Raw genomic sequence first — 20,328 nt, 5'->3', positions numbered from 1 at the left:
GTGTGTCTCCAATGAATGTGGCGGGAGAGCCGCCGGGAAGAAGTGAAGGCATCATTCTATCGACTCAGCGGGTCACCGGCACCGTCTACCTTAGGGGAGCGTCGATGCGACTTGTTCGAGAGAAGAGCCTGCTGTTGATCGTCGATCTGCAGGCCGGCCTGCTGCCGGTGCTGGACGGCGGCGAGCAGGCCGTCCGTGAGGCGAGCTGGCTGGGTGGCGTGGCCGAGGCGCTGGATGTGCCGGTGTGGCTGACCGAGCAGTATCCGGCGGGGCTGGGTGGCAGCGATCCGCGTCTGGCGTTCGAGGGCGCCCGGTACTGGGAGAAGACCCGCTTCGATGCCCATGGGGAAACGGCCTTCGCCGCGGCGCTGGCCCGGAGCATGCGAGATCAGGTGGTGCTGTGCGGGGCCGAGGCCCACGTCTGCGTGCTGCAGACGGGGCTCGGGCTTCGCGCGGCGGGATACGAGGTCTTCTGGCTGGCGGAGGCCACGGTCAGCCGGCGGCGCGAGGAGGCGTCCCTGGCCCGGCGGCGGATCGAGCGGGCCGGCGCCTGGACGGTGAGCGCCGACATGGCGGCCTATGAGTGGCTGGAGCGCTGCGACGATGCCCGCTTCAGGGACGTGCACCGCCGCTTCCTCAAGCCGCGTTCACCGCGGCCGCTGCGCTTCTTCGATTGAAGCGCGTCAGGGACGGTCCTGCTCGGCGCGGCAGAACACCAGGGTGTTGCCCTCGGACTCGGCGGCGCTGTAGCGATAGCCGGCCACGTCGAATTCCTTGAGGCCTTCCGGATCGTCGAGGCGCTGCCGGATCATCCAGGCCGCCATCAGGCCGCGGGCCTTCTTGGCGTAGAAGCTGATGATCTTGTACTGGCCGTTCTTCTCGTCCTTGAACACCGGGGTGATCACCCGTGCGTCGAGCCTCCTGGCATCGACGGCCTTGAAGTACTCGTTGGACGCCAGGTTGACCAGCACCTTGCTGCCGCTCTCGGCGATGGCTCGCTCGAGGGCCGTGGTCAGGGTCGGCTTCCAGTAGGCGTAGAGATCCTTGCCGGCCGGGTTGGCCAGCTTGGTGCCCATCTCCAGCCGGTAGGGCTGGATCAGGTCCAGCGGCCGCAGCAGGCCGTAGAGGCCGGAGAGGATGCGCAGATGATCCTGGGCGAAGGCGTTGTCGCCCTCGTCGAAGGAGGCGGCCTCCAGCCCCACGTAGACGTCGCCCTGGAAGGCCTGGGCGGCGGGCTTGGCGTTGTCCGGCGTGAAGGGCGTCTGCCACTCGGCGAAGCGGGCCGCGTTGAGGCCGGCGATCTTGTCGCTGACGCCCATCAGCTCGCTGATCTGCTGCGGCGAGAGGTCGCGCAGGATGCCGATCAGCTCGCGGCTGCGGTCGAGGAAGTCGGGCTGGGTGGCCTGGGCCGTGGTCGCCGGGGTCTCGAAGTCCAGCGTCTTGGCGGGCGAGATCACGCTCAGCATGGGGCGCTCCTGTGCCTGGATAGATTCGGTCCGAGTATATCAGGCACGCCCGGGCGCCGGGGCTATCGGGCTCATAGCCCCGGCGCGGGGCCGGAGGCGGGAGGCGAGGCTCAGGGGCTGGGGTTGGGAATGCGCTGGTGCACGGCTTCGATGGCCGCGCGGACCTCGTCGTCGAGGCGCAGCGACTCGCTCGCCAGGTTGCTCTCCAGCTGCGCCATGCTGGTGGCACCGATGATGTTGCTGGTCAGGAAGGAGCGCGAATTGACGTAGGCCAGCGCCATCTGGGCCGGATCGAGGCCGTGTTCGCGGGCGATCTCGACGTAGGCCCGCGTCGCCTCGTCGGCCTGGGGCGTGTTGTAGCGCTGGAAGCGCTCGTACAGCGTCAGGCGTGCCCCCTCCGGCCAGGCGCCGTCGAGGTACTTGCCGGACAGCTTGCCGAAGGCCAGCGGCGAGTAGGCCAGCAGGCCCACGTCCTCGCGATGGGCGATCTCGGCCAGGCCGACCTCGAAGCTGCGGTTGAGCAGGCTGTAGGGGTTCTGTACCGAGGCCACGCGAGGCAGGCCCTGGCGCTCGGCCAGCCGCAGCGCGTGCATCACGCCCCAGGGCGTCTCGTTGGAGAGGCCCACGGCGCGGATCTTGCCGGCCTGCACCAGCTCCTGCAGCGCCGACAGGCTCTCCTCGAGGGCGACGGCGTCCTCTTCGGCGTCGTGCTCGTAGCCGAGGCGGCCGAAGAAGTTGGCGCGGCGGTCGGGCCAGTGCAGCTGGTAGAGGTCGACGTAGTCGGTCTGCAGCCGGGCCAGGCTGGTATCGATGGCCTGGTGGATCTGCTCGCGGGTCAGTCGCGAGCCGCCGCGGATATGGTCGAGGCCCGGGCCGGCGGCCTTGGTGGCGATGATGACGTCGTCACGGGCGCCGCGCGCCTTGAGCCAGCTGCCGACGTAGGCTTCGGTCAGTCCCTGGGTCTCGGCCTTGGGCGGCACCGGGTACATCTCGGCGGTGTCGATGAAGTTGACGCCGAAGGCCACGGCGCGGTCGAGCTGCTCGTGGGCCTCGGCCTCGGTGTTCTGTTCGCCGAAGGTCATGGTGCCGAGGCACAGGCGGCTGACATCAAGGCCGGTACGGCCCAGGGGGCGGGTCTGCATCCGTTTCTCCTCATCAAGAGTTGGCAGTGCGTTGGCATGGTAGCGCCGGGGGAGCGATATCGTAAACGCCGAGGGGTTGAGTCACCGCCGGGGCGGGCGTATGCTGCGCATCCGCTGCCTGGGAGGAGCCCGCAAGGCGGCCGATTGTTTTCCGCACAGGACGCCGGACACAGGGGTGTGCTCGACGTCATCAACCGACCTCCGGACGCAAGGTTGTTTGTCATGCCGCAGGCATCGTCACTGTTCACTCGGCTCGAGTACCATCTGGCGCGCCAGCTGTTCCACACCAGCTGGCTGCCTCGCTCGCCGCGCACGCAGCGCCTGACCATGCACCTCTTTCAGCGCTGCGCGGATGCCGGTCATCCGGCCGCCCTGTCGCTGTACGGCCATATGCTGTTCCGCCGTGCCGTCACGCCGCAGGACAAGGCCCGTGGTGCCCGTTACGTGCTCGAGGCCGCCCAGGGCGGGGATCTGCACGCCCAGTATCAGGCCGGGCAGATCTACGAGCACGGCTGCGCCCAGTACCCGCACCGCGCCGATCGCGCCGTGACCTGGTACGCCCGGGCCGGCGAGGCCGGGCATCGCCTGGCGGCGGAGCGCCTGGCGCGCGCCTACCGCGACGGCGAGCTGGAGCTGCCGGAGGATCCCGAGCGCACCGCGCACTGGACGGCGCTGGCCGAACGCAACGCCGCGCCGGTGGCGTCACTGGACAGCGACGAAGCCGGGACGCGACACTAGGATGATGGCGCCTCCTGCGGGGCAGTGACTTCGGCCGTCAATGACCGGCGGCCCTACATCATCAAGGACTCAGCAGCCCGTGACGTTACCGACACTGCTGGATATCGAAGCGTCCGGATTCGGACGCGGCAGCTACCCCATCGAGGTCGGCCTGGCTCGCGCGGACGGCAGCACCTGCGCCTTCCTGATCCAGCCCCTGGACGAGTGGACGCACTGGGATCCCAAGGCGGAACTCCTGCATGGCATCTCGCGCAATCGCCTGGCGCGCGAGGGCCATCCCGTGCGTCAGGTGGCGTGCTGGCTCAACGACGAGCTGGCCGAGATCGGCGTGGCCTACAGCGACAGCTGGGGCTACGACAACACCTGGCTGTCGCTGCTCTTCCATCACGCCGGCATGCTGCCGGCCTTCCGCCTCGAGGCCCTGCGCCGCCTGCTCAGCGAGGAGCAGATGGCGCGCTGGAGCGACATCAAGGAGGCGATCATCGAGGAGCGCGGCATCCATCGCCACCGCGCCGGGGAAGACGCCCTGCTGCTGCAGCTCACCTACCAGCGCACGCTGGAGATCGCCGACTGAGACGGCGGTGATGCCCCCGTGATGCGCTCGACCGCCCGGCCTTGTGCCGGGCGGTCTGCGTTGTGGGGGATGAAGGCCGGCTCAGGAGGCGGCGAGGCGTGCCTCCAGGGCGTCGAGCAGCGCCTCGGGCGCCTCGTCGGCGAGCAGGTCCCGGCGGGTGTGGGCGTTGAGGAAGCCGTGCTCCACGGTGCTGTCGAGGAAGGTCAGCAGCGGCGAATAGAAGCCGGCGGTGTCGAGCAGGCCGATCGGCTTGTCGTGCAGCCCCAGGTAGCGCCAGGTCCAGGCCTCGAACAGCTCCTCCAGGGTGCCGATGCCGCCGGGCAGGGCGATGAAGGCATCGCAGTGGGCGGCCATGCTGGCCTTGCGCTCGTGCATGTTGCGCACGCGGATCAGCCGCGTCAGCTCCAGGTGCGCCTGCTCGCGCTCCACCAGATGATCCGGCATCACGCCGACCACCTCGCCGCCGGCCGCCAGCACGCTGTTGGCCAGCTCGCCCATCATGCCTACGCGGGCGCCGCCGTAGACCAGCGAGTGGCCGCGGCGGGCCAGCGCCTCGCCCAGGTGCCGGGCGGCGGCGAGAAAGCGCGGGTCGTGGCCGTCCCGCGAGCCCAGGTAGACGCAGAATCTCGACATGGTGTCCTCCTCGATGCGTGATCGTCGGCGGCGCGCCGACGCAAGAAGGGCGCCCTCAGGCGCCCTCGTGTGATGTCTCCATCGCTCGGCCGGCCGCTCAGGGCAGCAGGTCGATGACGCCGTATTCGGCGTCCACCCACTGGCCGATGACGTTGTGGCCGCACAGATGATGGGCGTACTGGGTGTGCAGGCAGCGCACCTGGTCCCAGTTGGCGATGCCGCCGATGCCGCGCTGGCGCAGCACGTCGCCGTAGCCGCGACGCTCGACCTCGGCGCGCTGCGCCTCGTTCATGTGGCGCCAGCGGGCGGCCACGTAGTCCTCGTGGCTCCGGTGATAGGCGGCCATGAACTCGGGGTCTTCCTTGAGCCGCGCCTCGAGGGTCTTGATCACGCCGGCGGCCTCGATGCGCGACAGCTCGATCTTGAGCCGCTCGTCGCTCAGCCAGTAGAGCGTCGGGAAGGGCGTTTCGTCGACGATGGGCGCCATGCGCAGCACCAGCGGCGTGCCCTCGCCGTCGGTGGCGGCCAGGGCCTCGATGCCGCGGGGCGCGCGGCCGAGCTGCGCGGCGATGACGGCGAGCTGGCGCTCGTCGGGCTGGGTGTCAGGTTGAATCACCATCGTCGGGGTCGTCTCGTATGAACTTGGTCGAGCGTCCCACGGCGCGAAAGAAGGTGCGGTTGAGCTGCTCGGGGGTGGGCACGTAGTGCCAGTGCCGTTCGCAGTACTCGCCGCCGCGCGCCATCAGGACATCGTAGAGGCGGTTGAAGGGCGCATCATAATCGTAGGGGTCTGCCCCGAACAAGCGGATATGCGGGTAGTCGGCGAAGCGCTCGAGGAAGAAGTTCTCCAGGTCGGCCTCGACGGCGCGATGGCGGGCGACGTCGTCGGGATCGAGCCAGAGGTCGTAGCGGATGGCCATGGGGACTCCCTTGGGATCGGTGAGGCGATGATGACTGGGACCGCAGGCGGTGGCGTTCGGCTCAGGCGCGGGCCAGGGGCGCGAAGGTCGCCGACAGCAGTCGCGCCAGATCGCCCGGGGCGAGGGCGAGTTCCAGGCCGCGCCGCCCGCCGCTGACGTGGAAGCGTGCCAGCGCCTCGGCGCTGTCGTCGATGAAGGCCGGCAGGCGTTTCTTCTGCCCCAGCGGGCTGATGCCGCCGACCACGTAGCCGGTGGCGCGTTCGGCCTCGACGGGCTCGGCCATCCGTGCCTTGCGGGCGCCGGCCGCCCGGGCCAGGGCCTTGAGATCGAGCTGGCCGGGGACCGGCACGATGGCCATCGCCAGCCGGCCGTCGTCGAGGCGGGCGAGCAGGGTCTTGAACACCGTCTCGGCGGGCAGGCCCAGGGCCTCGGCGGCCTCCTCGCCGTAGGCGGGACGGCGCGGGTCATGCTCGTAGCTGGCCGTCTCGAAGGCCACGCCGGCCTTCTCCAGGGTCTTGATGGCGGGGGTCATGCGTCCTGGGTCTCCGTATCCTGCAGGTGGGCGGCCAGCGCCTCGCGCAGCCCGCCCTCGATGGGCACCGCGCCCTTGGCCTGATGATCGTAGTGGACCAGCACGGTATGGCCCAGGTTGGCCAGCCGGCCCGACTGCCAGGCCTCCTGGGTCACGGTGAAGGAGCTGGTGCCGAGCCGGGTGAGATAGGTGCGGATCTCGATGTCCCGGCCGTAGAACAGTTCGGCCCGGTAGTCGATCTCCATGCGCGCCATGATCAGCCGCCAGCGGCCGGGATCGAGGTCCGGCGTGAAGAGCCTGAACAGGTCGTTGCGGGCCAGCTCGAACCAGGCCGGCAGGCGGGTGTTGTTGATATGCCCCAGGGCATCGGTGTCGTAGAAGGCGGGTTCGATGGTGCGCGTGAACATGGGGGTCCTCGTCGGTCGGGCCGAAGCGCTAGCATCGCCGCCGAGCAAGCGCTTGGTCAATGACGACATGAACCCGGCGTGAACGGCGTCGTCAGCCCCCGGCAAGGTGGGCTCTTCTAGCGTGGCAGGACGCCAGCTCCGATGCCGCGGGACGCGGCCGGAGCCGTGATCGGCCCGACGCCGTCGTCTTTCTGATTCACATGGGATGTGGAGAAAGCTCATGACCCTGTTTCGTTTCCTGTCACGCGATGCCATGGCCTCCGTGGTGGTGTTTCTCGTCGCCCTGCCGCTGTGCATGGGCATCGCCATCGCCTCCGGGGTGCCGCCCGCCAAGGGCCTGATCACCGGCATCGTCGGCGGCCTGGTGGTCGGCCTGCTGGCCGGGGCACCGCTGCAAGTCAGCGGGCCGGCGGCCGGGCTCGCGGTGCTGGTCTTCGAGCTGGTGAACCGCCACGGGCTGGCGGCGCTGGGCCCGGTGCTGCTGCTGGCGGGGGCCCTGCAGTGCCTGGCCGGGGTGCTGCGGCTCGGCTGCTGGTTCCGCATCGTCGCCCCGGCGGTGGTATCCGGCATGCTGGCGGGGATCGGCATCCTGATCGTGCTGTCGCAGCTGCACGTGATGCTCGACGCCGAACCGGCGGCCTCGGGACTGGCCAACCTGATCGCCTTCCCCGGCGCCGCCTGGGACGCCGTGCGGCAGGTGAACGGCAGCGGTGCGCTGATCGCCGGGGCGGTCGGCGTCGCCACCCTCGCCATCATGTGGCTGTGGGAGCGCTTCCGGCCGGCCTCGCTGCGCTTCCTGCCGGGGGCGCTGATCGGCGTGGTGCTGGTCACCCTGGCCAGCATCGGCTGGGCGCTGCCGGTCGATCGAGTCACGCTGCCCGACGATCTCGGCCAGGCCATCGACGGGGTCGGCTGGCAGGACCTCGGTATGCTGGCCGACCCGAGCCTGCTGGTCGCCGCCCTGGCCATGGCCTTCATCGCCAGCGCCGAGACCCTGCTGTCGGCGGCGGCGGTCGATCGCATGCACGCCGGGCGGCGCGCGAAGTTCGACCGCGAGCTGTCGGCCCAGGGCGTCGGCAACATGCTGTGCGGCGCGCTCGGTGCCCTGCCCATGACCGGGGTGATCGTGCGCAGCTCGGCCAACGTCCAGGCCGGGGCGCGCACCCGGCTGTCGGCGATCCTGCATGGCCTGTGGCTGCTGGCGCTGGTGATGCTGCTGCCCGGCGTGCTGCAGAGCATTCCGGTGGCCAGCCTGGGCGGCGTGCTGGTGTATACCGGGGGCAAGCTGGTGGACGTCCGGGCGATCCGCCATCTCGGCCGCTATGGCCGCACCCCGCCGCTGATCTATCTCGCCACGGCGCTGAGCATCGTGGGCACCGACCTGCTGACCGGCGTGCTGGTGGGCTTCGTCCTGACGCTGGTGAAGCTGGCCTGGAGCGCCTCCCGGCTGCGGGCCCGCTGGGAGACCGACGAGGACGGCGGCGTCGAGCTGCGCCTGCGCGGCACCGCGACCTTCCTGAGCGTGCCCAGGCTGGCGCGGCTGCTGGGCGAGGTCGGCCCGGACACCCACCTGCGCGTGTGTATCGGCCGGCTGCACTATATCGATCACGCCTGCGCCGAGCTGCTGGACGACTGGCGGCGCGCCGCACGCCAGCAGGGCGGGGAGCTGGAGATGGTCGGCAACGTGACGATGTCACATCGCGTCGAGGGTCGGCTGAGGCGCCGCGCCGTGGCCGCCTGAGTGGTTGGAAGAAGCGGCGGCCGGGAGGCGATGGCCGCCTCCCGGCCGCGTGGCGTCGCGAGGCGGCATCAGCGAGCCGCCGTCAGGAGCCTGCCGTGGCCGTGCGGCGCTCGCGCCACCAGCGCTGCAGCCGGGTCCAGCCGAGCAGCCATAGCGTGGCCGCGGCGAAGCCCAGCAGCGTGCCCGGCCACAGGCCCAGGCTATCGTAGTTCAGCGAGACCACCAGGGCGTAGCACAGCAGCGAGCCGAGCCCCGCCGGATAGTGCTTGATCACGGTGGCCGTGGGCGCGGCGCCCTGGGTCAGGTGCAGGATCACCAGGAACGGATACATGGTCACCGGGAAGGCCGCCATCACCCCGGCCCAGGCCGAGGGCACCACGTGGGCGAGACCGGTGATCAGGAAGATGATGCCCACGGCGAGGCCGGCGCGCAGCGCCAGGGCGGGCCAGGAGAAGCCGCCCTTGGGGCTGGCCTTGATGTCCGGCACTCGGCGATAGAGCCAGGTGAACACGGCGATGGCGACCAGCGTCGTCAGGGTGCCGGTGACGCGATCGAAGTCGATCCGGGTCAGCACCAGGCTGGTGGCGAGCCAGCAGGCGAGCCCGGTCAGGGTGCCCAGCGCGATGCCCGCCAGGCCATCGCGACGGCCGCCGAGCAGGTAACCGCCGCCCAGGGCCAGGGTCGCGGTGAAGCCGGCCAGGGTATGCACCGCGCTCTCGGCGGCGAAGGCCGGAGAGAGCTCGAGGCCGATGAAGAACAGCGCGATGGCGGTGCCCAGCGGATAGCCGGAGAGCAGCCCGGCGACGCGGGTGCTGACGCGTTCGGCGATCATCGACAGGCCGAGCACCACGCCGATCGAGATCGCGAGCTTGGCCAGCTGCCAGGTGAGCGGAACGTCCATGTGATTTTCCTTATCCTAGAGGTATGTATCGTCGTGGAGAGGGCCATGGCCGAACACGATCTGTCGCCGCCGCCCCGGCCCGAGGGCTGCGAGCTGTGCGGCCGGCCGGCGCCGCTGACCAGGCATCATCTGATTCCCCGCGCCCTGCACGGCAAGGCGCGCTATCGGCGTCGCTTCGATCGCGCCGAGCGGCTGACGGCGATCCTGTGGCTGTGTCACGCCTGCCACAAGCACATCCACGCGGTGCTCGGCGAGCGCGAGCTGGCCGAGCATTATCGCAGCCGAGAGGCGCTGCTGGCGCATCCGGAGGTGCGTGCCTTCGTCGAATGGCTGGCCACCAAGCCGGCGGGCTTCAAGCCCAAGAAGGCCGCGCGCCGGCGCTGAGAGGGCGCGCGGGCGTCACGCCAGCCCGAGGCCCGGGTGGCCCGTCCAGGCCGCCTCCCGAGGGCATCGGCGCGGCGTCATACCAGGCGCAGGCCCTGACGGTCCGTCCAGGCCGCCTTGAGGGCGGCGTCCAGCGGTTCGCGCAGATGCTCGGGCAGGGCGTCGCGGGCGGCCTCGTAGCTGTCCGGATCGCGGTTGCGCAGCCAGCAGTAGGCCCAGGCGCAGGCCTCGTCATCGTCGACCGGCAGCGGCCGGGCCGGCATCTGCACCAGCAGGAACAGCGCGGTGCGCCCGGCCCACAGCGGCACCTCCTCGGGTGCCTCGGGGTCGGCCCAGGCGGTGAGGGTGGCGGCGTCGGGCGTGGCCGCGGGCTGGCCCAGCTTGGCCACCCGGGCGGTCTCGGCCAGGATCAGCGCCAGGCGGTCCGGCGAGTCGCGGCCGATGTCCTGCCAGCGGGCGATGAGGCCGGGCAGGCCGCGGCGTACCTTGGCATAGAAGCCGCCTTGCGGCATGGTTTCAGTCATTGTTCATGGCCTCTGGGAGCAGGAAACGCAATGGAGTTCGATTTTGCCACGCCGGTGGAGCGACGCCACCCGCCCGAGGGCGACTGGCCGTCACAGAAATGGCATCAGTACGGCGAGGACGTGCTGCCGCTGTGGGTCGCCGACATGGATTTCCGCTCGCCGCCGGCGGTGATCGAGGCGCTGCGCGCGCGGGTCGACCACGGCGTCTACGGCTACGGCCGGGTGTCGGACGGCCTGCGCCAGGCGCTGTGCGACTGGAGTGCCGCACACTACGGCTGGGACATCGAGCCCGACTGGCAGCTGTGGCTGCCGGGCGTGGTGCCGGCGCTGCACCTGGCCAGCCTGGCGCTCACCGAGCCGGGCGACGGCCTGCTGACGGTGACGCCGATCTATCCGCCCTTCCTGCAGGTGGCCGAGCGCACCGGCCGCCTGGCCCAGCAGGCCGCGATGCGCCCGCCCGAAGCGCCGGGCGACGACTGGCGGCTGGACCTGGACGCCCTGGAAGCGGCGATCACCCCCGAGACCCGGCTGCTGCTGTGGTGCCAGCCGCACAATCCCACCGGCCGCGTGTGGCGCGACGACGAGCTGGACGGCCTGGCCGAACTGGTCGAGCGCCACGATCTGATCGTGGTCTCCGACGAGCTGCATGCCGACCTGATGCTCGACGAGGGCGCACGGCACCGGCCGCTGGCGGCCGCCTATCCGCAGCTCGCCGAGCGGATCCTGACGCTGTGGGCGCCGTCGAAGACCTTCAACCTGGCCGGGCTGACCGCCGCCTGTGCCGTGATTCCCGACGCCGGCCTGCGGCGCCGTTTCGCGGCGATGGCCAAGGGGCTGCAGCCGGACGGCAACGTGCTCGGCCTGGTGGCCGCCGAGGCCGCCTACCGCCACGGCGATCCCTGGCGCCAGGCGCTGCTCGAGACCCTGCGCGGCCATCGGGCGCGGCTGGTCGAGCGCGTGGCCCGCTGGCCGGGGGTGGCGATGACGCCGCCCGAGGCGACCTATCTGGCCTGGCTCGACCTGCGCGAGGCGCCGGCGCTCAAGGACGTGGCCTCGCCCCAGCGGGCGCTGCTCGACCGCGCCGGGGTGGCGCTGTCCGACGGGGCGCCCTTCGGCCGGCCGGGCTTCGCGCGGCTCAACTTCGGCACCACCGCGGCGCAGCTGGAGGCGGCGCTGGCGCGGCTGGACGGCGTGCTGGGGGCCTGACGCGATGCCGCCGCCCTCCGGAGATGGGCGGCGGCTGGCGATCGGCCCGGTCCCGGCTCAGTAGAGCAGGGCGAACAGCTTGCGGCGGTAGGTGGCGGTCAGCGGATGGTCGTTGCCCAGGGCATCGAAGACCCGCAGCAGGGTCTTGCGCGCGGCATCGTCGCCGTAGGCGCGGTCCTGCTTCATCAGCGTCAGCAGCGCCTCGAGGCCGGCCTCGTACTGGCCGTCGGCCACCTGACGCAGGGCGCGCTGGTACCGGGCCTCGCTGTCGTCGCGGCCTTCCAGGGCGGCCAGCGCCTCGCGGGACGGGGCCTCCTCATCGAACTCGATGCTGGCGCGCACGCCGCGGGCCGGCGCGGCGTCGCGCTCCTCCGGCGGCAGGGCGTCGAGCAGCGCGCGGGCCTCGTCGGGATTGCCGGCGGCCACCAGGGTGCGGGCCAGTTCCACCTTGTAGGGGCCATGGTCGGGCCACTGCTGGGCGAGTTCCGAGTAGATCGCGCGGGCGGTCTCGGCATCGCCGGCCTCCAGCGCGGCGGCGGCCTGCTCCTCGGGGCTCTCCTGCACGCCCTCGGGCTCCGGGAAGTACTTGCCCAGCCACTCGCGGATCTGCTTCTCGGGCAGCGCGCCCTGGAGCTGGTCGACCAGGCCGCCCTGGCTGATCAGCTTGACGTCCGGCACCGAGCGCACGCCCAGCTGGGCGGCGATGTCCTGGTTGTCGTCGATGTTGAGCTTGGCCAGCAGGAAGGCGCCGTTGTACTCGCGGGTCAGCTTCTCCAGCACCGGCATCAGGTTCTTGCACGGCTCGCACCAGGGCGCCCAGCAGTCGAGCAGCACCGGCACCTGCATGGAGGTCTCGAGCAGCTGCTGGATGTTGCTGCGGTCGACGTCGATGATCAGGTCATCGCGCTGCGCGGCCTGGCTTCCGCCCTGGGCGGCACCGGAGGCGGCGTCGGCCTGGCTGTCGGAGGTGAGCGGCTCACCGGTACGGGGATCGACGATCGGCATGGTGATCTGGCCTTGAACGAAGTGTGTTTGGCCTATGTTATGCGGGCGAGGGGGTGGAGATTCAAGGCCGGCCAGCTGGGCCGGGTATGAACCGGTGGCCTTCCTGAGGGGATCAAGCGCCGAGCCCGACGATCGGGCTGATAATATCCGTAAAAACGAAAGAAGGCCGATGTCCTGAGACATCGGCCTTCTTTCTGAAATTTGGCGGCTGGGATCGGGTGTGAGCCGATGGCCTTCCCGGGGTTGTGAAGTGCCAAGACCGACGAGCGGTATGCCGGCATCCAGCACAAACGAAAAAAGCCAGAACCCGTAGGTTCTGGCTTTTCTCTGATGCTGGGTAGCGGGGATCGGGTATGAGCCGATGACCTTCCCAGGATTGTAAAAAGAGCCGAGCCCGACGATCGGGCTGATAATATCCGCAAAAACGGAAAAGGCCGATGTCCTGAGACATCGGCCTTTTTCTGATGTTTGGTAGCGGGGACCGGATTTGAACCGATGACCTTCGGGTTATGAGCCCGACGAGCTACCAGACTGCTCCACCCCGCATCAACGTGAGGCGTATTATACAGAGAACCTGACCTGCGTCAACCCTGCCTCGAGCCGTCGGCGGAGGGGTCGTGTTGTCCGCGGCTCCTGGTCCATACTCGAGGTCGGCTGTCACGAAAATGACAGCCGGACAGACGAGACTATCTCGAGGAGTCGGGATCGCCATCGCGACCCGACTCGCAGGTTTTACACCACCAGGGAGAGTATCAATGACAACATCCGCCACCGTCGCCTGGGTCACTGGAGGAACCGGGGGAATCGGGAGCGCCATCTGCCGCGCGTTGGCCGATGCCGGCTATCAGGTCGTCGCGGGGTATCACAATCCCGAGAAGGCCCAGGCCTGGCTCGAGCAGCAGAAGGCCGATGGCTATGAGAATATCGCCCTGTCCGGTGTGGATCTCGCCGACTTCGATGCCTGCATGGCCGGTGCCAAGGAGATCCGCGAGACCCATGGGCCGATCGGCGTGCTGGTCAACTGCGCCGGCATCACCCGCGACGGCACCCTGAAGAAGATGAGCTCGGAGCAATGGGGCGATGTCATCGACACCAACCTCAACAGCGTCTTCAACACCTGTCGCAGCGTGATCGAGGACATGCTCGAGCATAACTACGGGCGCATCGTGAACATTTCCTCGATCAACGGTCGCAAGGGGCAGTTCGGCCAGGTGAACTATGCGGCGGCCAAGGCGGGCATGCACGGCCTGACCATGTCGCTGGCCCAGGAAACCGCCACCAAGGGCATCACCGTCAATACGGTGTCGCCGGGCTATATCGCCACCGACATGATCATGAAGATTCCCGAGAAGGTGCGCGAGGCGATTCGCGAGACCATTCCGGTCAAGCGCTACGGCACGCCGGAGGAGATCGCCCGCCTGGTGGTGTTCCTGGCCGACCAGCAATCCGGCTTCATCACCGGCGCCAACGTCGACATCAACGGCGGCCAGTTCATGGGCTGAGCCGACTCACCAGGGCGGCCCGACGAGGCCGTGCCCGGCAGAGCAGAAGAGGAACGCGAGGCCAATGGCCTCGCGTTCTCGTTTCGGACGAAAGAATCGCCGACGCGAGGCTCAGGGCGGCGGCAGCCGCGTCAGGCTCTCCAGCGTGTGATCGAGTTCGCCGACCTCGCGTTCCCACAGCGTCGGCGAGACCGGGCCGGTGGCCAGCAGCTCGATCAGCACGCCGCGCAGCTCCTCGACCCGGGAGGGCGTGTGCCCGAGGGTCTCGTTGAGCCGCTCGACCTGGATGGCCAGCCGCAGCGGGTCGTCCTGGCGGTGGCTGGTGTCGCCGGCCAGCAGCGCCAGGTGGACGCGCAGCCGCGCCAGGCGCTCCTCGACCTCGGCGGCGGGAGGAGGATCGCGGCGGGCGGCGTTGCGCGTGTCGTGGGCCTTTCGCAGCGCGGCAGGCAGCTCGTCCGGGGCCGGCACCTCACGGGCGTCGTCGCCGTCCTGCGCGGCCGCATCCGCTTCCAGATGAGCCTCCAGCAGCGGCCGGGCCCGGCGCCAGCGCTCGACCACCTCGGCCAGCGCCAGGCGTGACAGCCGATCGCGGCGGGCGCGCACGATGCCGGACCAGCGGCGGCGCATGCCCTCGCCGCGACGCCCGGCGGGCAGCGGCTCCAGCGCCGCGGCTTCCTGGAGGGCCTCGTCGAGCGGCACCGTGTCGTCGCTGCGTACCGGCTGCCAGGCATCCAGGCGATCGATCAGCGCCTGCATGGCGTCGAGCCGGGCGCGGTTGCGCTGGGCCTGGTCGCTGCGGTCGGCGTCACGCTGGGCGAAGATCTCGTCGCACAGGTGGCGGAAGTCCCGCCACAGCGCCTGTTCTTCGCCCTTGGGCGCGCGACCCAGCTCGCGCCAGCGGCGCTGGAGGGCCTTGGCCTGCTCCGCGCGGCGTTTCGGTGGCTGGTCGCCGTCGCGCAGGCGCCGGGCCTCCTCGATCAGCCCGCGCTTGGCCTCGGCGATCTCGCCGGCGCGCTTCTCGATCAGCGCCTGGAGGGCGTGGCGGATGCGGCCGAAGCGGCGGCCGATGGCCTCGGATTCCGCGCGCGGCACCGGCGACAGTCGCCGCCACTGCTGGCGGGCGCGGTCGCGGATCTCGCGCAGCGCGTCCGGGTCGGCCGCGGCGGCGGGCTGGTCGAGCAGGTGCTCGAGCTGGTCGCACAGGGTCTGGCGGGCCGTCAGGTTGGCCTGCCGCTGGCGGTCCTGATGGGTTCGCCACTCGCGCAGGCGTTCGTGGATGCGGTCGGAGGCGGCCCGGAAGGCGGTGGACTGTTCGCGGTTGGCGGCGGCGTCGCCCAGGTCTCGCCATTCCTTGACCAGCCGGCGGTGGCGGCGGTCGAGCTCGGCGTCGTCCAGTTCCTCGTCCTCGGCCAGGGCCTGGATGGCCTCGCACAGCTGGGTGCGCTTGGGCCCGGCGACGAAACCGCGCCAGTCGCGCAGCTCGGCCAGCCGGGCGCCGAGGCGCTTGAGCCGGGCGGCCGGCTCGCCGCGGCGGGCCTCGGGCAGGTGGTCGACCTGCTGGCGCAGGCTCTGGTGGAGCCGGTTCGCGCCCTTGAAGGCGCCGTTGTCGAGCAGCCGCTGCAGGCGGTCCAGGTCATCGCCGACGCGGGTCAGGCGGGCCTCGAGGTCGTCGGGCTCGGCCTCGTCGCCGGCCTCGTCGGCCAGGCGCCAGCCGGCGCGCTGCAGCAGCGGCGAGGGCGGCAGGTCATCGGGCCAGTCGCAGCCCTCGACGAGTTCGGCCAGCCGCTCATCGTCGCCGTCGCGCAGGGCGTGTTCGATGGCCTCGGCGCGCTCGTCGAGGCGCTCCCGGGCCTCGACGATGCGGGCGAAGTCCGCCAGCGCCGCGTCGTAGCGCTGGCGCAGCGCCTCGTCGGCGAGATGCTGTTCGGAGAGCGCCTGCCAGCGGGTCGCCAGCAGCTGCTTCTGGGCGCGCAGGCTGGCGATGTCCTGATCGGCCAGGCGTTCGCCGTGATGCAGGCCGTCGAGGCTTTCTTCCAGGGCGTCGATCAGCGCCTCGCGGGCCTGGTCGGCGTCCTCGCGACGCCGTTCGGCGGCGTCCTGGGCCTGTTCGTGGGCCTCGTGGTCGCTGAGGGTCTTGCGGCAGCGCAGGCAGGCCTCCTGGTAGCGGCGTTCCTGCTCGGCGTCGGGGAGATCGGACAGGCTCGCCCATTCGCGCATCAGGTGGCGGAAGCGAGCGCCGAACATCGGCTCCCAGGTGGCGTGGCCGAGGGTCTCCAGCTTGCCCAGCAGCGCTTCGCGGCGTTCCCGAGCCTCGGCCAGCGAGGCCGCATCGGCACGCCGCCGCTGCAGGCGCTCCCGGGCCTGACGCATCACCTGGCGGTCGCGCCTGGCGCCCTGGATCAGGCGCTGCAGGCCGGCCTCGCTCTCGACCCGGGCCGCGGCCGCCTGGCGCACGGCGGCGATGCCGTTCTCGCAGGCCTGGCGGATCAGCATGTCCTCGTCGTCGAGGCGGGCGAGGGCGGCCAGGCGCAGCTGCTGATTGTCGCCTTCCAGGGCGATGCGCTCGGCCAGGGCGGTGTCGTCCAGGGCCTCGACCAGGGCGATGCGGGCGGGCAGGTCCAGCTCACCGGCGCGGCCGCTCAGTAGCCCCGCCAGCCGCTCGCGCAGTTCCGGGGTCTCGCCCCGTTGCTGGCGCAGGGCCAGCAGCCGCTGTGGGTCCTCGAGCCGGGCCAGCGCCTCGCGACGAACGCCGGGATCGGCGTCCGTCGCGAGGCGCTCGAGGTGGGCGAGCTGGGAGGCGTGTGCGGGGTCGAGGCGGGCAATGGCCTGGCGGCGCACCTCGGGGTCGGGGTGCTGCCAGCGGGGGGCGAACAGGCGGCGAAGGAGTCCTGACATGGGGGGTCCTGAGATAGGCCGGCGAGCCTGGGTTGACGGACCGGCGCGCTGAAACGTGAGACGCCTCGCAATGGCGCGGTATCATTGAATTATCTAAGCATGCGGCGTGCCGCCAGTAAAAGGGCGCGATGCCCGACTGTAGCCGTTACGAGACACTGACAAGTCGCCCGAGCGTGACATATGATCGGTTGCGGGATCGGGGGGACTCGCATAGCTTGTGAGCAGGTCCCCGACCATCATCCGACGTGGAGTTCGGCCATGAGCCTCAAAGTGGACAGGGATGGGATGGCTTTCACCTTCAAGGGCGGCATGCTGCCGATGACGGTCATGGAACTGACCAGCGCCGACCCCGAACGCATTCGCGAACAGCTCGCCGGCAAGCTCAGCCAGTCACCCGCTTTCTTCCAGCACACCCCGGTGGTGCTCAGCGTCGAGCAGCTCGACGAGCCGCATCTGGCGCTCGAGCGCATCTGCGCCGTGTGCCGGGCCCACAAGCTGCTGCCGGTGGCGGTGCGCGGCGGGACGGACCCGGTCAAGCAGTCGTCCTGGGCGCTGGGGCTCGGCTGGTTTCCGCCTCAGGAGGCCGGCCGGCCGCGCACCCTGGAGAGCGTGCCGACCGCCGACGAGCCGGTGGAAGAGGCGCCCGTGGTGGACGAGCCGGCCCCGGCCGCCGGCGCGGTGGGCCGCATCTATCGCGGCACGGTCCGCTCCGGGCAGCAGGTCACCGCGCCGGAGGGCGATCTGGTCGTCGTGGGCGCGGTCAATGCCGGCGCCGAGGTGCTGGCCGGGGGCAGCGTCCATGTCTATGGCGCCCTGCGCGGCAGGGCCCTGGCCGGCATCCACGGCGATGCCGGGGCGGCGATCTTCTGCCGCGAGCTGCGCGCCGAGCTGCTCTCGGTGGCCGGCAACTACAAGCGGCTGGAGGACATCGATCCCCGGTTGCTGGGCACCGGGGTTCAGGTGCGCCTGGACCACGATCAGCTGGGCATCGCCCCGCTGGACTGATGCGCGGGCGACGATTCGGCGGCTCGCCGGTGCGGGTCGCCCTCTCCATTACATGACAGACAGGATGTGACACTTGGCCAAGATCATCGTTGTGACCTCCGGCAAGGGCGGGGTCGGCAAGACAACCAGTGCGGCCGCCATCGCGACGGGCCTGGCGCTGCGGGGCCAGAAGACCGCGGTCATCGACTTCGACGTGGGGCTGCGTAATCTCGACCTGATCATGGGCTGCGAGCGACGCGTGGTCTATGACCTGGTCAACGTCATCCAGGGCGAGGCCGGGCTCAACCAGGCGCTGATCCGCGACAAGCGGGTCGACAACCTGCATATCCTGCCGGCCTCCCAGACCCGCGACAAGGACGCCCTGACGCTGGAAGGCGTCGAGACCGTGCTCAACACGCTGAACAAGGACTTCGACTACATCGTCTGCGATTCGCCGGCGGGCATCGAGCGCGGCGCCCAGCTGGCGATGTACTTCGCCGACGAGGCGATCGTGGTCACCAACCCCGAGGTCTCCTCGGTGCGCGACTCCGACCGCATCCTCGGGCTGCTGTCCTCCAAGACCCGTCGCGCCGAGCGCGGCGAGGAGCCGATCAAGGAGCACCTGCTGATCACCCGCTACAATCCGAACCGGGTCGACAGCGGCGACATGCTCAATCTCGAGGACATTCAGGAGATCCTGGCCATCAAGCTGGTCGGCCTGATTCCCGAGTCCGAGGCGGTGCTGCGGGCCTCGAACCAGGGCGTGCCGGTCACCCATGACGATCAGAGCGATGCGGGCCAGGCCTATTCCGACACCGTGGCCCGCCTGATGGAAGAAGACGTGCCGCTGCGGTTCCACCAGTATCAGAAGAAGGGGCTGCTCAGCCGCATGTTCGGAGGAAATCGCCGGTGAAGCTACTCGAATTCCTGAAGCGCGAGCGCAAGAAATCCGCCTCCGTCGCCAAGGAGCGGTTGCAGATCATCGTCGCGCACGAGCGCAGCCAGCGCGGTCAGCCGGACTACATGCCGATGCTCGAGCAGGAGCTGCTGGAGGTGATTCGCCGCTACGTCCAGGTCGACGACGAGGCGGTCAACATCTCCCTCGACAGCGAGGACAACTGTTCGGTGCTGGAGCTCAACGTCACCCTGCCCAGAGGCTGAGCGGCGGCTGAGTCGTCGTGCCCCCTGTGCTAGGCTTGGGGGCCGTTTTCCTATGCCCGCTCGGAGAGCTCGCCCATGGCGAAGTCGCAAGCCGCCCCCCTGACCTTCCTCTGGCACGACTACGAGACCTTCGGGGCCGACCCGCGCCGCGATCGGCCCTCCCAGTTCGCGGCGATTCGCACCGACGCCGAGTTCAACGAGATCGGCGAGCCCATCGAGCTGTTCTGCAAGCCCGCCGACGACTACCTGCCGCATCCCCAGGCCTGCCTGATCACCGGCATCACGCCCCAGCAGGCGCGCCGCCGCGGGCTTCCCGAGGCCGAGTTCGCCGGCCGCGTGATGGACGCCATGAGCCAGCCCGGCACCTGCGTGGTGGGCTACAACAACGTGCGCTTCGACGACGAGGTCGGCCGGCACCTGTTCTACCGCAACCTGCTCGATCCCTATGCCCGGGAGTGGCAGAACGGCAACTCGCGCTGGGACCTGATCGACGTGGTGCGGGCCTTCCACGCCCTGCGTCCCGAGGGTATCGAGTGGCCGACCCGCGATGACGGTTCGCCGAGCTTCAAGCTCGAGCACCTGACCGCCGCCAACGGCATCGAGCATGCCGGCGCCCACGATGCCCTGGCCGACGTGCGGGCGACCATCGCCCTGGCCAAGCGGCTTCGCGACAGCAACGCCAAGCTCTTCGATTACCTGCTGGCCCAGCGCGGCAAGCGCCAGGTGGCGCGCCAGCTCGACGTGCCGGGCCGCAAGCCGGTGCTGCACGTCTCGCGGCGCTATCCGGCCAGCCGCGGCTGCAGCGCGCTGGTGATGCCGCTGGCCGAGCATCCCACCAATCCCAACGGGGTGATCGTCTACGACCTCTCGGTGGATCCCGAGCCGCTGCTGACGCTCACGCCCGAGCAGATTCGCGAGCGGGTCTTCGTCAGCAACGACGACCTGGCCGAGGGCGAGTCGCGCATCCCGCTCAAGGTCATCCACATCAACAAGTGCCCGGTGGTGCTGCCCGCCAGCGCGCTCAAGGACGTCGCCGGCCCCCGTCAGGGCGAGTACGGCGATATTGTCGAGCGCCTCACCCTGGACATGGCCGCCTGTCGCCGCCACTGGAAGACCCTGGCCGATCATCCCGAGGTGATCGCCCGGGTCAGCGAGGTGTTCGCCGCGCCGCCGCCCGAGCCGCCCCATGATCCCGACCTGATGCTCTACGCCGGCGGCTTCTTCTCGCCCTCGGACCGCCAGCAGATGGAGCGGGTGCGGGCCGCCGATCCCTGGGATCTGGTGGGCGCCGGCTTCGCCTTCCAGGATCCGCGGCTGGAGGAGATGCTGTTCCGCTACCGCGCGCGCAGCTATCCGGACACCCTGACCGGCGAGGAGCAGGCGCGCTGGGAGGCCTTCCGCTGGGAGCGCATGAACGACGCCGCCGTGGCCGGCTTCACGCTCAAGGAGTTCGCCCGCGAGATCGACCGCCTGAACCAGGGCGCGCTCGGCGACCGCGAGCGCCAGATCCTCGAGGAGCTGGTGATGCACGTGGAGGCGATGATGCCGGCCCAGGCCTTCGGCTGACTCGACGCCCCCTTTCGTTGCCCGTGAACGACGACGCCCGGCCAAGC

General features: G+C 70.3%; 22 protein-coding genes and 1 tRNA gene. 11 read left to right on the top strand and 12 right to left on the bottom strand.

Going from position 1 to position 20,328, the window contains the following annotated elements:
• The first annotated feature begins 104 nt into the window (after window positions 1–104).
• Entirely contained in the window at window positions 105–677 is a 573-nt protein-coding gene (locus tag FIU88_RS15480) for an isochorismatase family protein (RefSeq protein ID WP_152479795.1), read from the top strand.
• 6 nt (window positions 678–683) lie between these two features.
• Here FIU88_RS15480 and yaaA read toward each other — a convergent pair whose 3' ends face one another.
• Together yaaA and FIU88_RS15470 are read right to left on the bottom strand one after the other, a co-directional pair.
• On the bottom strand, window positions 684–1,466 hold the full coding sequence (yaaA, locus tag FIU88_RS15475) for a peroxide stress protein YaaA (protein WP_016856327.1): 783 nt from the start codon (window positions 1,464–1,466) through the stop codon (window positions 684–686).
• Between the two features lie 110 nt (window positions 1,467–1,576).
• Window positions 1,577–2,608, bottom strand: a complete 1,032-nt coding sequence (locus tag FIU88_RS15470) for an NADP(H)-dependent aldo-keto reductase (protein ID WP_152479794.1) — start codon at window positions 2,606–2,608, stop codon at window positions 1,577–1,579.
• A 222-nt stretch (window positions 2,609–2,830) separates the two neighbouring features.
• On the opposite strand from FIU88_RS15470, the gene FIU88_RS15465 reads away from it, so the two are divergent.
• Entirely contained in the window at window positions 2,831–3,346 is a 516-nt protein-coding gene (locus FIU88_RS15465; protein WP_016856329.1) for a tetratricopeptide repeat protein, read from the top strand.
• A gap of 79 nt (window positions 3,347–3,425) precedes the next feature.
• The gene (locus FIU88_RS15460; RefSeq protein ID WP_016856330.1) at window positions 3,426–3,920 is read left to right on the top strand and encodes a hypothetical protein; all 495 of its coding nucleotides are present in this window, start codon (window positions 3,426–3,428) and stop codon (window positions 3,918–3,920) included.
• 81 nt (window positions 3,921–4,001) lie between these two features.
• Here FIU88_RS15460 and FIU88_RS15455 read toward each other — a convergent pair whose 3' ends face one another.
• The 5 genes from FIU88_RS15455 to FIU88_RS15435 form a co-directional block, all read right to left on the bottom strand.
• Window positions 4,002–4,553 (bottom strand): TIGR00730 family Rossman fold protein, encoded by a 552-nt coding sequence (locus FIU88_RS15455; protein WP_016856331.1) that lies wholly within the window; start codon window positions 4,551–4,553, stop codon window positions 4,002–4,004.
• A gap of 97 nt (window positions 4,554–4,650) precedes the next feature.
• A complete protein-coding gene (locus FIU88_RS15450; protein ID WP_016856332.1) occupies window positions 4,651–5,172 on the bottom strand; it encodes a DUF501 domain-containing protein in 522 nt (173 codons plus the stop codon).
• Entirely contained in the window at window positions 5,156–5,473 is a 318-nt protein-coding gene (locus FIU88_RS15445) for a hypothetical protein (RefSeq protein ID WP_152479793.1), read from the bottom strand. Before FIU88_RS15445 ends, FIU88_RS15450 begins: the two co-directional genes overlap by 17 nt.
• A gap of 61 nt (window positions 5,474–5,534) precedes the next feature.
• On the bottom strand, window positions 5,535–6,005 hold the full coding sequence (gene ybaK, locus FIU88_RS15440) for a Cys-tRNA(Pro) deacylase (RefSeq protein ID WP_016856334.1): 471 nt from the start codon (window positions 6,003–6,005) through the stop codon (window positions 5,535–5,537).
• Window positions 6,002–6,412 (bottom strand): thioesterase family protein, encoded by a 411-nt coding sequence (locus tag FIU88_RS15435; RefSeq protein ID WP_016856335.1) that lies wholly within the window; start codon window positions 6,410–6,412, stop codon window positions 6,002–6,004. The genes ybaK and FIU88_RS15435 overlap by 4 nt, the downstream gene beginning before the upstream one ends.
• Window positions 6,413–6,632: 220 nt before the next feature.
• Between FIU88_RS15435 and FIU88_RS15430 the strand changes: the two genes are divergently transcribed.
• The gene (locus tag FIU88_RS15430; protein ID WP_152479792.1) at window positions 6,633–8,153 is read left to right on the top strand and encodes a SulP family inorganic anion transporter; all 1,521 of its coding nucleotides are present in this window, start codon (window positions 6,633–6,635) and stop codon (window positions 8,151–8,153) included.
• A gap of 82 nt (window positions 8,154–8,235) precedes the next feature.
• Here the strand turns inward: FIU88_RS15430 and FIU88_RS15425 are convergent, their stop codons facing one another.
• Window positions 8,236–9,054 (bottom strand): hypothetical protein, encoded by an 819-nt coding sequence (locus FIU88_RS15425; RefSeq protein ID WP_152479791.1) that lies wholly within the window; start codon window positions 9,052–9,054, stop codon window positions 8,236–8,238.
• A 45-nt stretch (window positions 9,055–9,099) separates the two neighbouring features.
• Between FIU88_RS15425 and FIU88_RS15420 the strand changes: the two genes are divergently transcribed.
• Window positions 9,100–9,438, top strand: a complete 339-nt coding sequence (locus FIU88_RS15420; RefSeq protein WP_016856338.1) for a hypothetical protein — start codon at window positions 9,100–9,102, stop codon at window positions 9,436–9,438.
• Between the two features lie 77 nt (window positions 9,439–9,515).
• On the opposite strand, the gene FIU88_RS15415 is transcribed toward FIU88_RS15420, so the two are convergent.
• Window positions 9,516–9,950: a hypothetical protein gene (locus FIU88_RS15415; protein WP_016856339.1), complete on the bottom strand. Its 435-nt coding sequence runs from the start codon at window positions 9,948–9,950 to the stop codon at window positions 9,516–9,518.
• Between the two features lie 42 nt (window positions 9,951–9,992).
• Here FIU88_RS15415 and FIU88_RS15410 point away from each other — a divergent pair, with 42 nt between their 5' ends.
• Window positions 9,993–11,168 (top strand): MalY/PatB family protein, encoded by a 1,176-nt coding sequence (locus FIU88_RS15410; RefSeq protein ID WP_016856340.1) that lies wholly within the window; start codon window positions 9,993–9,995, stop codon window positions 11,166–11,168.
• Window positions 11,169–11,225: 57 nt separating this feature from the next.
• On the opposite strand, the gene FIU88_RS15405 is transcribed toward FIU88_RS15410, so the two are convergent.
• Window positions 11,226–12,173, bottom strand: coding sequence for a tetratricopeptide repeat protein (locus tag FIU88_RS15405; RefSeq protein ID WP_016856341.1), 948 nt, complete (start codon window positions 12,171–12,173; stop codon window positions 11,226–11,228).
• A 469-nt stretch (window positions 12,174–12,642) separates the two neighbouring features.
• Window positions 12,643–12,719, bottom strand: a tRNA-Met gene (locus FIU88_RS15400).
• 209 nt (window positions 12,720–12,928) lie between these two features.
• Here FIU88_RS15400 and phbB point away from each other — a divergent pair.
• Entirely contained in the window at window positions 12,929–13,675 is a 747-nt protein-coding gene (gene phbB / locus FIU88_RS15395; protein WP_026068594.1) for an acetoacetyl-CoA reductase, read from the top strand.
• 111 nt (window positions 13,676–13,786) lie between these two features.
• On the opposite strand, the gene FIU88_RS15390 is transcribed toward phbB, so the two are convergent.
• Window positions 13,787–16,570: a DUF349 domain-containing protein gene (locus FIU88_RS15390; RefSeq protein ID WP_152479790.1), complete on the bottom strand. Its 2,784-nt coding sequence runs from the start codon at window positions 16,568–16,570 to the stop codon at window positions 13,787–13,789.
• Between the two features lie 258 nt (window positions 16,571–16,828).
• Here FIU88_RS15390 and minC point away from each other — a divergent pair, with 258 nt between their 5' ends.
• From minC to sbcB, 4 genes are all read left to right on the top strand, one after another.
• Entirely contained in the window at window positions 16,829–17,575 is a 747-nt protein-coding gene (gene minC / locus FIU88_RS15385; protein WP_026068595.1) for a septum site-determining protein MinC, read from the top strand.
• Between the two features lie 73 nt (window positions 17,576–17,648).
• Window positions 17,649–18,467: a septum site-determining protein MinD gene (gene minD, locus FIU88_RS15380; protein WP_016856345.1), complete on the top strand. Its 819-nt coding sequence runs from the start codon at window positions 17,649–17,651 to the stop codon at window positions 18,465–18,467.
• Entirely contained in the window at window positions 18,464–18,715 is a 252-nt protein-coding gene (gene minE, locus FIU88_RS15375) for a cell division topological specificity factor MinE (protein WP_016856346.1), read from the top strand. Before minD ends, minE begins: the two co-directional genes overlap by 4 nt.
• A gap of 75 nt (window positions 18,716–18,790) precedes the next feature.
• Window positions 18,791–20,281 carry an exodeoxyribonuclease I gene (gene sbcB / locus FIU88_RS15370; protein ID WP_152479789.1) on the top strand — a complete coding sequence of 497 codons (1,491 nt, stop codon included), beginning with the start codon at window positions 18,791–18,793 and terminating at the stop codon, window positions 20,279–20,281.
• The last annotated feature ends 47 nt before the right edge of the window (window positions 20,282–20,328 follow it).

The sequence above is a fragment of the Halomonas sp. THAF12 genome (genome assembly GCF_009363675.1).
Lineage (GTDB): Bacteria > Pseudomonadota > Gammaproteobacteria > Pseudomonadales > Halomonadaceae > Halomonas > Halomonas smyrnensis.
The sequence above is the reverse complement of the archived record's forward strand: the minus strand, read 5'-3'. Positions and strand labels throughout refer to the sequence as shown.